We start from the raw sequence: 11,577 nt of genomic DNA on the forward strand, positions 1-11,577 counted from the left end.
CACCTGCCGGCCCACCTCAGCTCCTGACCCGCCGCGCACCCACCGGCACACCCCTGCTCCTGAGGCCGTCCCGACTTCGAGGTTCGCCATGCTTGTCGACGCCCACGCCCACCTGCTCCCCCGCGACTACCCGGCCGACGCCCCCGAATGTCTCCCGCGCATGGAGCCGATCGACGGTGACACCGCGCGCCTGTTGTTGTTCGGCGCCACCCGGTTCCGCGCCCGCGAGGTGTTCTTCGACGCCGAACGCCGGGTCGAGGCGATGGACGCCTCCGGCGTGACCGCCGAGGTGCTCACGCCCATGCCGCCGCTGCTCCGCTACGACCTGCCGCCCGCCGACGGGCTGTCGCTGGCCCGGCACGTCAACGAGTACACCGCCACGCTGTGCGCCGCCGACCCCGGGCGGCTCATCGGCTTCGGCATCGTGCCGATGCAGGACCCGGACGCCGCCGCCACCGAACTCAAGGCGGTACGCGAGTCGGGCCTGCTCGGCGTGGAGATCGGCTCCAACATCCTGGGCGCCTCCATCGGCGACGAACGTTTCCTGCCGTTCTTCGCCGAGGCCGAACGGCTCGACCTGCCGATCTTCGTGCACGCCATGCCCGCCCCGACCGACCGGCTGCCCCGCTCGGCCATGGGCACGTACGTCGTGGGCCTGGAGGGCACGCTGGCCGCCGCGTCGCTGATCACCGGCGGCACCGCCGCGGCATGCCCGGACCTGCGCGTCTCCTTCAGCCACGCCGCGGGCGGCTTCCCGCTCATGGTCCCGCGCGCGCAGTACTTCTGGGGCGGCACCTGGAACGAGGAGCCGCCGATCCCCGAACGGGCGATCGCGCACACCGAGGGCCCGTCGCCGCTCGACCACGCCCGCCGCTTCTACTACGACTCGATGGTCTTCGACCGCCGCGCCCTGCGCTATCTCATCGACCTGCTCGGCCACGACCGCCTGCTCGTCGGCTCCGACTATCCGGCCATGGAGCGCGAGGACCCGGCCGGCCGTACGCTGCGCTCCCTCGACCTGCCCGACGCCGTCCTGGCCGACATCACGTGGCACAACGCCTACCGCTTCCTGGGCGTCGACCCGCCCCGGTGAGCCCGGGGCGGCGGCGATCCGCGCTGGTCACAACAACCGTGTCACGGGCGCGGTGAAAGCTTTTCGCAGGGCGAAAGGGTTGTGGCGGGCCGATTTCGACCAGCGCATAGTGGCGTGACAGGAGTCACACCGATGAGGTCGCGGCGATCCGCCGCGCGCCGCCGGACCCTTTCTGACCACGCGGGCCGCCCTCCCTAGCAACTTCCCGATGACGAAGGAGCGACGACGGTGCCGTCCCCACCGCTGCTCGAAGTGAATGATCTCTATGTCCGTTTCCCCACCCCCGCCGGACCGGTGAACGCCGTCGCCGGTGTGTCGTTCACGGTCTCGGCCGGTGAGACGGTCGCGGTGGTCGGTGAGTCCGGCTCCGGCAAGAGCGTGTCGTCGCTCGCGCTGCTGGGGCTGCTCGGCTCGGGCAACATCTCGGCGGGCTCGGTGCTGCTGCGGGACGAGGAGCTCGTGGGAGCCGCCCCGGAGCGGCTGCGGCAGCTGCGCGGCTCCGAGCTCGCCATGATCTTCCAGAACCCGATGAGTTCTCTGGACCCGCTGTTCACGATCGGTGACCAGCTGGTCGAGGCGTTGCGGGCGCACCGGCCCATGGCGCGCAGGGCCGCCAGGGCGCGCGCCGTGGAGTTGCTGCGGGAGGTCGGGCTGCCGGATCCGGAGCGGCGCGTACGTGCCTATCCGCACGAGCTGTCCGGCGGCCAGCAGCAGCGGGTCATGGTGGCGATCGCCCTGACGTGCGAGCCGGCGCTGCTCATCGCCGACGAGCCCACCACGGCGCTGGACGTGACCGTCGAGGCGCAGATCCTGGAGCTGCTGCGCACGATGCAGCGCGAGCACGGCATGGCCCTGCTGCTCATCACCCACGACATGGCGGTGGTGGCGGAGATGGCCGATCGCGTCGTGGTGATGTACGCCGGGCGGGTGGTGGAGCAGGGCCCGGTGGCGGAGGTGCTGCGCTCGCCGCGCAATCCGTACACGCGGGCTCTGATCGACTCGATCCCGACCCCGGCCACCCCGCGGGACCAGCCCATGCCGGCCATCGCGGGAAGCGTGCCGACGCCGGCGGAGGCGCCCGCGGGCTGCCGGTTCCACCCGCGCTGCCCGTCGGTGCTGGATCGCTGCTCGGAGGCCGAACCCCCGCTGTACGAGCTGCGGCCGGGCCGGGCCAGCCGGTGCTGGCTGCACGACGGCGCGCTGCGGGCCGGGCCCGCGCCGGCCGCCGGCGAGGTGCACCATGTCGCCTGACGCCGTGGCGTCGATGTCGCCTGACGCGATGACGTCGGAGGCGCCGCTGTTCGAGGCGCGTGACCTGGTCAAGCGGTTCCGGTCGCGGCGCAGCGTGGTGCAGGCGGTCAACGGCGTCTCGCTGCGGATCCCGCGCGGCCGCACGGTTGGGCTGGTGGGAGAGTCCGGTTCGGGCAAGTCGACGGTCGCCCGGCTGGCCCTGCGCCTGCTCGACCCCACCTCGGGTCAGGTGACCTTCGACGGCGAAGACCTGCTGCGGGCCTCGCGGGGCCGGATGCAGGCGCTGCGGCGGCGGATGCAGATCGTCTTCCAGGACCCGCTCGGCTCGCTGAACCCCCGCATGCGGGTGCTCGACGCGGTCGGCGAGCCGCTCGCCGTGCACCGCATCGCCAAGGGCTCCGCCCGGGTGGACCGGGTGGTGGAGCTGCTGGAGCGGGTCGGCCTCCGCTCGGGCGACCTGTACAAGTTCTCCCACCAGTTCTCCGGCGGGCAGGCGCAGCGCATCGGCATCGCCAGGGCGCTGGCCACCGACCCCGACCTGATCGTCTGCGACGAGGCCGTCTCGGCGCTCGACGTCTCGGTGCAGGCCCAGGTGCTGAACCTGCTCAAGCGGCTGCAGTCCGAGCTCGGGCTGTCCTACCTGTTCATCGCGCACGATCTCAACGTCGTGCGGTACATGGCCGACGAGGTCTGCGTCATGTACCTGGGGGAGATCGTGGAGCGCGGCGACGGTGACACGTTGTTCGCCGATCCCCGCCACCCGTACACCGAGATGCTGGTCTCCGCCGTGCCCGAGTTCGCGCCCGAGCGGGCCGACGGGCGGGCGCGCCGGTCGGTGCCGCGCGGGGAGCCCGCCAGCCCGAGCAGCCCTCCGCCGGGGTGCCGGTTCCATCCGCGTTGCCCGAAGGCGATGGAGCGGTGCCGGGAGGAGGCGCCCGCCCTGCGCGGCGTGGCGGACGGCCGGGCCGTGGCCTGCCACCTGTTCGACGCCGGGCGGGAGGCGAGCGCACGATGATCGGCTACACGCTGCGCAGGCTGGGGTACGGCGTGGTGGTCATGTGCCTGGTCACGATCTTCGTGTTCGTGATCATGCGGCTGGTGCCCGGCGACGCGGTGAGCCTGCAGTTGCAGGACACCGGCGTGAGCAAGGAGGCGGCCGACGCGCTGCGCGCCGAGTTCGGCCTGGACGACCCGGTGTGGGTGCAGTTGTGGGAGTGGCTCGCCGGCGCCGTGCGGGGGGACCTGGGCGCCTCGTTCTACAACAAGGAGCCGGTCGTCGACCTGTTCCTGGCGCGGGTCCCGGTGACCGTGCAGCTCGGCCTGCTGGCGATGCTGGTCGGCACGGCGCTAGGGCTCACGGTCGGCATCATCGCCGCGGTCACCCGCGGCTCGGTCACGGACAGCGCGCTGCGGGTGTTCGCGGTGGCGTTCCTGTCGGTCCCGAACTTCGTGGTCGCCTTGCTGCTGCTGACCGCGTTCGCGCTCTGGTTCGCCTGGTCGCCGCCGCTGGTGTACGCCGAGCCGACCGAGGACTTCATCGGCTGGGCCCAGCAGATGGCGATCCCGGTGTTCGCCCTGGGCACCGGCGGGATGGCCGCGGTGGCCCGGCTGACCCGCTCGTCCATGCTGGAGTCGCTGGGGTCGGACTACATCCGCACGGTGCGCGCCAAGGGCGTGCGGGAGCGCACCGTGGTGCTCAAGCACTCGCTGCGGAACTCGACGATCGCGGTGCTCACCCTGCTCGGCCTGGAACTCGCCACCGTGCTCGGCGGAACGGTGATCATCGAGCGGATGTTCGGGCTCCCCGGCACCGGACAACTCATCTACCAGGCGGTGCTCGACCGTGACTATCCGGTGGTGGTGGCCTGCACGATCTTCTACGCGGGCCTGTTCGTCATCACGATCATCCTGATCGACCTGCTGTACGCGCTGGTCGATCCGCGGATCAGGACCGGGAAGGCGCTGTCGTGACGGGGAAGCGGACGTTGACCGAGACGCGGCCGGTCCCCCCGGCGCCCCGGCCGCCGCGCGGGGCCGGGCTCCGGCGCGGCCTGAAGGCGCTGCGCGTCTTCATGCGCTCCCAGCCGCTGGGCGCCGCCGCGTTACTGCTGATCTGCGCCTTCGTGCTGGTGGCGCTGCTCGCGCCGTGGATCGCTCCGTACGATCCGCTGGAGCAGTTCCGCAGGGACATCCTGGAGCCGCCCACGGGGGCATACCTGTTCGGCACCGACGACCTGGGCAGGGACGTGCTGAGCCGGACGATTCACGGCGCCCGGACGTCGCTGATCGTCGGCGTCACGACCACCGGCGTCAGCCTGGTGCTCGGCACCATGATCGGCGTGATCTCGGGCTATTTCGGCCGTGGGCTGGATCTGGTCGTGCAGCGGGTGATGGACTCGGTGCAGGCCATCCCAGGGATCGTCCTGCTGCTGTTCATCGCCGTGATCCTGGGCCCGTCGGTGCGTAACACGATCATCGCGCTGACCGTGGTGATCACCCCGTCGTTCAACCGGATCGCCCGCGCCGAGACGCTGCGGGTCCGCCAGGAACCGTACGTCGAGGCCGCCAGGGCGACCGGGGCGCACGCGCCGCGCATCCTGGCCCTGCACGTGCTGCCCAACATGCTGGCCTCGGTGCTGACCCTGGGCAGCCTCATCTTCGCCGGCGTGATCATCGCGGAGTCGGCGCTGAGCTTCCTCGGCATCGGCGCGCCGCCGCCCACCCCGTCCTGGGGGCTGATGCTCTCCGAAGGGGTGCGCTACGTGGAACGGGCCCCGTGGCTGATCATCGTGCCCTCCGTCGCCCTGTCGATCGCCGTCTTCAGCTTCAACCTGCTCGGCGACTCCCTGCGCGACCATCTCGACCCCCGCCTGCACCGGTCGGCCGCCGACCGGGTCACCGGACTCTGGTGGGGGCGCCGCATGTTGTCCCGGTTGGCCCCGAGCCTGGCCCGTGCCACCGAGGAGAACGTTTCCGCCGACGTGACGACCGGTGGAACCCCCCGTCCCTCGGAGCCACCGCGCTGAGGCGCGCTGATCAAGTGGAGGCAGGAACGTGACTCCTCCGCTCCCTGAAGGGAGCGGCTTCTCGCTAAGCCGCTTCCGCAGCCCGGCGAAGGGCAAGCCCTGCCCTCAAGATGTTGACCGCCGCGTTCACGTCGGCGTGCGCGGCATGCCCGCACGCCGTACAGGCGAACTCGGCATGGGTGACGCGGTTCGCCCGCGCGCAGTGCCCGCAGCGCGAGCAGGTGCGGGAGGTGCCAGCAGGATTCACCGCGATCAGCTCTCGACCGGCGCTTTCAGCCTTGTGCGCGAGGACCGTCAGGAACACCCCCCAGCCCGCGTCCAGGATGCTCCGGTTCAACCCGGACTTCTGTGCGACGTTGCGGCCAGGCTGGGCGATCGTGCCCGAGGCCGAGCGGGTCATGTTCGCGATCCGCAGGTCCTCGTGCACGATCACGTCGTAGCAGCCGACCAGCGCGAGCGCCGCCTTGTGCGCGCCGTCCAACCGCTGGCGGCGGACCTTGCCATGCAGGGCGGCGACGCGGGCCACAGCCTTGCGCCGCCGCCTGGACCCCCGCTTCTTGCGGGCAAGCTCCCGCTGCGCGCCAGCGAGGCGATCAGCGGTCACGGCCAGGTGGCGCGGGTTGGCCACGTGCACGCCATCGGACGTGGTGACCAGCGACGCCACCCCCGTGTCCACGCCGGCCACCGCGCCCGTAGCGGGCAGCGGCCCGGCGGGCACGTCATCGCACGACAGGATGACATACCAGCGGGAGCCTTCCCGCTTCACACTGATCGTTTTCACTGTGCCTAGGAGGATGCGTGCTGGTGCACACGGACATGCCCGACACCCTGAAGACGGACGAACGTCGCGGCCGGATGCTCGGGCTGGGAGCCCCACCGGCAGCCGTCGCCGTCCTTGGGCCACTGCACCGTGTCGAACCGGCCCCGCCCCTTGAAACGCGGGAACCCGGGCGTACAGCCCTGACGGACCCGCGTGAAGAACGCGGAGAACGCCCTGTCCAGGCGGCGCAGGGTGGCCTGCTGGGAGGAGAACGATTAACGCGCCTGCCCGTCCGGGTCATCAGCACGGATGTGCTTCAACTCGCCCGACTGATCGCCGTACCGAACCGTCACGCCCGCCTTGCGGTAGGCGGTGCGGCGGTGCTCCAGCGCGGCGTTGTACAACTGCCGATGGTCTTCCAGACACGCGCCGAGCGCGACGGCCTGCCTGCGGGTAGGGCGCAGCAGGAACTTCAACGACCTGCGCACACCCACCTCCCACGCTCGGTTACGAGAACACCACGGTATCGGCCGGCACCGACAAAACCCGGAAGGACATCTGTGATGCGCAGACCTGACAGGTCAGGGCACGCTCGGGCCTTGGCGGCCCTCCCGCTCCCGATTCCCCCGTCGCCTAAAGGCGACGGTCCCCTCGGGAGGCTCTGATGGAACATGCACGGAAAGGACGGTGCGCCTTGACAGGCGAGGCGAACCTCCCACCGGCCCGCGCGACGACCGCCGGATCTCTCCGGAGGGCGGCGTGATGCGCCGGACGCGCCTGGGCGCGGTGGCGCTCACCGCGGCCCTGCTCCTGTCCGCCTGCGGTGGCGGCGGTGGCAACGCCGCCGACGAGAGCGGCAACGCCGCCCCGGCCGGCGACCCCAAGCCGGGCGGCTCTCTGGTGCTCCAGCTCCCCACGGAGATCGATGAGGGACTCAACCCGATGACCACCAGCGACCCGTCCACGATGGGCCTCATCTCGGGCACCGTCTACGAGAAGCTGGTGGAGTTCAAGACCGGGCCGGACGTCAAGTCGCTGGAGATCGTGCCCGACCTGGCCGAGTCGTGGAAGATCTCCAAGGACGGCAGGACCTACACGTTCGAGCTCCGCGAGGACGTGCGCTGGCACGACATCCCGCCGGTCAACGGACGTCCGTTCACCTCCGACGACGTGGTGGCCACCTTCGAGGCGCTGCAGAAGACGACCGAGGTGCACAAGTGGATGATCGAACCGGTGAAGAGCATCGAGGCGCCGGACGACCACACCGTCGTGTTCAAGCTGAAGCACGCCTACAGCCCGCTGCTGGACTACCTCGCGTACCACTTCAACATGATCTTGCCCAGGGAGGGTCTCGAGGGCGAGTTCGACATGCAGAAGCAGGCGATCGGCACCGGCCCGTTCATGCTCGACAAGCACACCCCGAACGTCGAGTGGGTGTTCAAGAAGAACCCGGACTACTACATCAAGGGCAAGCCGTACCTGGACGAGATCCGGCGCCCGATCATGAGTGACATCGCCGCCGTCACCGCGGCGCTGCGCAGCGGCCGTCTCGACGTCGGCACCACGAGCGACGTGAACGTGGCCGAGAGCCTCGACGACAAGGGGTTCACCGTCAACGAGACCCCCGGCGCCCCGGTCAGCATCTTCATCAACCCCGAGAAGGAGCCGTTCGACGACCCTAAGGTCCGGCAGGCCTTCATGGAGGCCGTCGACTGGGACGGCATGGGCCAGAACATCCGGGGCCGGTACAACCTGACCTCGCTGGTCAGGCCGGACATCTCCACCGCCGCGCTGACCAAGGAAGAGGTGCTGAAGCTCAGGCCGTACAGCCCCGAGAACGCCAAGAGGCTGCTGGCGCAGGCCGGGCTGCCGAACGGGTTCAGCACCAAGCTCATGGTGCAGCGCGTGGACGACGAGGACGTCCGCGAGGCGCAGTGGATGCAGGACGACCTCGCCAAGGTCGGCATCAAGATGGAACTGGAGATGGTCGACCCGAGCACGGGCATCGACAGGCGCCGCAACCACGACTTCGCGGTGGCCAAGGCGCTGCGCGGCGTGCACCTGCCCGACCAGGTGTGGCGGGACTTCGAGCCCGACTCGCTGGAGAACTACACCCGGATCGACGACAAGGAGCTGTACGAGCTCCTGGACCGGTCGCGCACCGAGCTCGACGACCAGAAGCGCGACGAGATCTACAAGCAGATGCAGATCCGGATGGAGACGGTGATCCGTCAGGTCTACTACCCGATCCAGAAGTTCGACTACTCGATCTACAGCGAGCGGGTGCGGGATCTGTACGACAGCCCGATCTATCAGGGCAAGCGGCTCGCGGACGTGTGGCTGAGCGATTCGTGACGCCGGCACGCCACGCCCGGCGGCGGCCACCGGGGCCTCCCCCCGCGGTCGCCGCCCCTCGCGTCCACGCAGCGCCAGGGGCCGTTACGTGAACGTTATAGCTTGCCCCCGCACCCTCTCGTGTCCGCGTCTTCGCAGGCCAGAACGGCAAGCCTGGCGGCAAGACGGTTTTTTCCGGGTTATTGACGAAAAAGACGGTGAGTAGGCAGACTCTGCCGTATGTCACAACCCCGTGGCCCCCTGTCACAGCTCCGGCGCGGGCACGAGGAGCTCGTGCTCGGTCTGCTGCGCAAGCACGGCCCGCTCAGCCGCGGCGAACTCGGCAGGCGCTGCGGGCTGTCCCGCACCACCCTGTACGACATTCTCGCCGAACTCGTGGCCGGCGGCGCGGTCGTCACCGCGAGCGAGCGCGAGACGCCGCGCGGGCGCGGCAGGCCGGCCGAGACCCTGACCCTCAACCCGGACGCCGGCCAGGCGATCGGCATCGACTTCGCCCGGCGCGGGCTGCACGTCGCGGCCATCAACCTGGCGCACGAGATCGTCGGCTCGGCCAGCGAGCCGCACGACGCCGACCTGCCGTGGGAGCAGCGGGTCGAGCTGGCCGGCCGGCTGGTCGGCTCCCTCACCGGCGGCACCCTCAGCCTGGGAGCGCTCAGCGCGATCGGCGTCGGCGTGGTCGGCCCGGTCGCCGGTCCAGCCGGCGGCCCCAAGGAGGGCGACACCAGGGACGACGGCGCCGGAGAAGACGGCGCGGGCGGGGAGGAGCCGGCCGGGCCGCATCCGGCGCAGGTGCTGCTGCGCGAGCGGTTCGGCGTGCCGGTGCTGCTGGACAACAACACCAGGCTCGCCGCGCTGGGCGAGGCGATCTGGGGCGCCGCGGCCGGCGTACGGGACGTGCTGTACCTGCGCCTGTCCCACGGCGTCGGCGGCGGGCTGGTGGTCGGCGGGTCGCTGCACCGCGGCGCGTACGGCCTGTCCGGCGAATTCGGCCACATCACCGTCGACCAGGACGGCGCCCGCTGCGACTGCGGCGGCACCGGCTGCCTGGAGACCGTCGCCTCGATCAGGGCCGTCCTCGACGCCTACCGCGCCGCCGGCGGGCACGCCGGCGACGTGCCCGGGCTGGCCAAGGCGGCCGGGGCGGGCGACGCGGCGGCGCTGGCCGTGCTGGACGGCGTGGGCACCGGCATCGGCGGCGTGCTCGCCGCCCTGTGCAACGCGATCGGCCCCAGCGTCATCGTGGTCGGCGGCGAGCTGGCGGAGACCGGGACCGCGCTGATGGACCCGATCGAGCGGGCGCTACGCGCCCACGTCATGCCCGTCTCCCGGCACCGGGTGAGCCTGCGCCGCGCCACCCTCGGCGAGGTCGCCGGCGCCCTCGGCGGCATCGCCCTGGTGCTGCACGAATCACCGCTGCTCTCTCGCTATCCGGCCGGCCCGGAGCTCACGGAGGACCTCCCGATGACACCTCACGACACGAGACCGGCGAAGGAGAACTCATGACCCAGCTCACCGCGCTGGGCAAGTCGCCGGCGGCCCCGCCCGCACGGCGCGGCCCCAGACGTCCGCGGCGCGCCATCGCACTCAACCTGGCCGCGGTCGTCATCGGCCTGTCCGTCTGGACGCTGCTGGCGTCGATCGGCGTGCAGGGCCTGCCCGGCCCCCTGCAGGTGGCGGCCAAGGCGGGCGAGCTGATCGCCGACGGCACGCTGCTGGACGACGCGCTGGCCAGCCTGCGCAGGGTGCTGCTGGGCTTCCTGCTCGGCACCCTGCTGGCCGTCCCGATCGGCTTCCTCATGGGCTGGTACGCCACCGCGCGCGGCCTGCTGGAGCCGTACGTGCAGTTCTTCCGCACCATCCCGCCGCTGGCGATCATCCCGCTGGCGATCGTGCTCATGGGCATCGGCGAGGTGCCGAAGATCTTCGTGATCTTCCTGGCGTCGTTCCTGTCCAGCGTCGTGGCGACGTTCCAGGGCGTGGTGGACGTGGACAGGACGCTGATCAACGCGGCCCGCGTGCTCGGCGCCTCCGACCGGACCATCTTCCTCAAGGTCGTGGTGCCGGCCTCCACGCCGTTCATCCTGGTCGGCATGCGGGTCGGTCTCGGCTCGGCCTGGGGCACGCTGGTCGCCGCCGAGCTGATCGCGGCTCAGGAGGGCCTCGGCTTCCGCATGCAGCAGGCCCAGCTCTACTACGACCTGTCCACGATCTTCGTGGGGCTGATCGCGATCGGCCTGCTGGGCCTGCTGATGGACCGGCTGCTGCTGCTGGCCGAGCGGCGCCTCACAGACTGGCAGGAGCGCAGATGAACACCAAGATCTCCTTCACCGACGTCGTCAAGACCTACCTGATCAAGGACGGCACGTTCACCGCGCTCGACCGGGTGTCGCTGGACATCGCCGACCGCGAGTTCGTCACGGTCGTGGGCCCGTCGGGCTGCGGCAAGAGCACGCTGATGAGCATGGCCGCCGGGCTCGTCGAGCCGACCTCGGGCGAGGTGCTCGTGGACGGCGTGCCGGTCGCCGGCCCCGGCCCCGACCGGGGGGTGATCTTCCAGCAGTACGCGCTGTTCCCGTGGCTGACGGTGCGCAAGAACGTCGAGTTCGGGCTGAAGCTGGCCGACATCCCGGCCGGCGAGCGACGCAGGCGGGCCGAGCGGGCGATCGAGCTGGTCGGGTTGTCCGACTTCGCCGACGCGCTGCCCAAGACGCTGTCCGGTGGCATGAAGCAGCGCTGCGCGATCGCCCGCGCGTACGCGGTGAACCCGCAGGTGCTGCTCATGGACGAGCCGTTCGGCGCGCTCGACGCGTTGACCAGGGTGCAGTTGCAGGACCGGCTGCTGGACACCTGGAGCCAGGAGCAGCGCACGGTCATGTTCATCACCCACGACGTGGACGAGGCCGTCTACCTGGCCAGCAGGGTCGTCGTCATGGCGGCCAGGCCGGGCCGCATCCAGCAGATCATCGACGTGGAGCTGCCCTACCCCAGGACGGAGGAGATGCGGCTGTCGCCCGAGTTCGGACGGATCCGCAACGAGGTCTGGCACGCCGTCTACCACCAGGCCCCGGCCGCGGCCTGACCCCACCCCGGGC

The 11,577-nt window shown here is 71.0% G+C and carries 11 protein-coding genes; 9 read left to right on the forward strand and 2 right to left on the reverse strand.

The window, feature by feature from the left end:
- From E1292_RS46410 to E1292_RS46425, 5 genes are all read left to right on the forward strand, one after another.
- The coding region (locus E1292_RS46410; RefSeq protein ID WP_220447401.1) for an amidohydrolase family protein at positions 1 to 1,093 on the forward strand (1,093 nt) is incomplete at its 5' end.
- 228 nt (positions 1,094 to 1,321) lie between these two features.
- Positions 1,322 to 2,344, forward strand: coding sequence for an ABC transporter ATP-binding protein (locus E1292_RS51950; protein WP_165975108.1), 1,023 nt, complete (start codon positions 1,322 to 1,324; stop codon positions 2,342 to 2,344).
- Positions 2,334 to 3,359 carry an ABC transporter ATP-binding protein gene (locus E1292_RS51955; protein ID WP_246090852.1) on the forward strand — a complete coding sequence of 342 codons (1,026 nt, stop codon included), beginning with the start codon at positions 2,334 to 2,336 and terminating at the stop codon, positions 3,357 to 3,359. Before E1292_RS51950 ends, E1292_RS51955 begins: the two co-directional genes overlap by 11 nt.
- A complete protein-coding gene (locus tag E1292_RS46420) occupies positions 3,356 to 4,315 on the forward strand; it encodes an ABC transporter permease (protein ID WP_132606187.1) in 960 nt (319 codons plus the stop codon). Before E1292_RS51955 ends, E1292_RS46420 begins: the two co-directional genes overlap by 4 nt.
- A complete protein-coding gene (locus E1292_RS46425; RefSeq protein ID WP_220447402.1) occupies positions 4,312 to 5,370 on the forward strand; it encodes an ABC transporter permease in 1,059 nt (352 codons plus the stop codon). Before E1292_RS46420 ends, E1292_RS46425 begins: the two co-directional genes overlap by 4 nt.
- A 64-nt stretch (positions 5,371 to 5,434) precedes the next feature.
- On the opposite strand, the gene E1292_RS54615 is transcribed toward E1292_RS46425, so the two are convergent.
- Complete coding sequence (locus E1292_RS54615; RefSeq protein WP_246090854.1) at positions 5,435 to 6,136, reverse strand: RNA-guided endonuclease InsQ/TnpB family protein; 702 nt, start codon at positions 6,134 to 6,136, stop codon at positions 5,435 to 5,437.
- A 269-nt stretch (positions 6,137 to 6,405) separates the two neighbouring features.
- Positions 6,406 to 6,618, reverse strand: a complete 213-nt coding sequence (locus E1292_RS54620; RefSeq protein WP_246090856.1) for a helix-turn-helix domain-containing protein — start codon at positions 6,616 to 6,618, stop codon at positions 6,406 to 6,408.
- A gap of 274 nt (positions 6,619 to 6,892) precedes the next feature.
- Here E1292_RS54620 and E1292_RS46435 point away from each other — a divergent pair, with 274 nt between their 5' ends.
- The 4 genes from E1292_RS46435 (at position 6,893) to E1292_RS46450 (ending at position 11,564) form a co-directional block, all read left to right on the forward strand.
- Positions 6,893 to 8,485, forward strand: a complete 1,593-nt coding sequence (locus tag E1292_RS46435; protein ID WP_132606188.1) for an ABC transporter substrate-binding protein — start codon at positions 6,893 to 6,895, stop codon at positions 8,483 to 8,485.
- A gap of 219 nt (positions 8,486 to 8,704) precedes the next feature.
- Complete coding sequence (locus tag E1292_RS46440) at positions 8,705 to 9,988, forward strand: ROK family transcriptional regulator (RefSeq protein WP_132606189.1); 1,284 nt, start codon at positions 8,705 to 8,707, stop codon at positions 9,986 to 9,988.
- Positions 9,985 to 10,794, forward strand: a complete 810-nt coding sequence (locus E1292_RS46445) for an ABC transporter permease (protein WP_132606190.1) — start codon at positions 9,985 to 9,987, stop codon at positions 10,792 to 10,794. The genes E1292_RS46440 and E1292_RS46445 overlap by 4 nt, the downstream gene beginning before the upstream one ends.
- Positions 10,791 to 11,564, forward strand: a complete 774-nt coding sequence (locus E1292_RS46450; RefSeq protein WP_132606191.1) for an ABC transporter ATP-binding protein — start codon at positions 10,791 to 10,793, stop codon at positions 11,562 to 11,564. Before E1292_RS46445 ends, E1292_RS46450 begins: the two co-directional genes overlap by 4 nt.
- The last annotated feature ends 13 nt before the right edge of the window (positions 11,565 to 11,577 follow it).

This window comes from Nonomuraea deserti, assembly GCF_004348685.1.
GTDB classification, from domain to species: domain Bacteria; phylum Actinomycetota; class Actinomycetes; order Streptosporangiales; family Streptosporangiaceae; genus Nonomuraea; species Nonomuraea deserti.

What these genes read in the sequence shown, in the direction of transcription:
- E1292_RS51955 (WP_246090852.1), top strand. Translation starts at nt 2,334, where the DNA reads ATGTCGCCTGACGCCGTGGCGTCGATGTCGCCTGACGCGATGACGTCG.
- E1292_RS46420 (WP_132606187.1), top strand. Translation starts at nt 3,356, where the DNA reads ATGATCGGCTACACGCTGCGCAGGCTGGGGTACGGCGTGGTGGTCATG.
- E1292_RS46435 (WP_132606188.1), top strand. Translation starts at nt 6,893, where the DNA reads ATGCGCCGGACGCGCCTGGGCGCGGTGGCGCTCACCGCGGCCCTGCTC.
- E1292_RS46440 (WP_132606189.1), top strand. Translation starts at nt 8,705, where the DNA reads ATGTCACAACCCCGTGGCCCCCTGTCACAGCTCCGGCGCGGGCACGAG.
- E1292_RS46445 (WP_132606190.1), top strand. Translation starts at nt 9,985, where the DNA reads ATGACCCAGCTCACCGCGCTGGGCAAGTCGCCGGCGGCCCCGCCCGCA.
- E1292_RS46450 (WP_132606191.1), top strand. Translation starts at nt 10,791, where the DNA reads ATGAACACCAAGATCTCCTTCACCGACGTCGTCAAGACCTACCTGATC.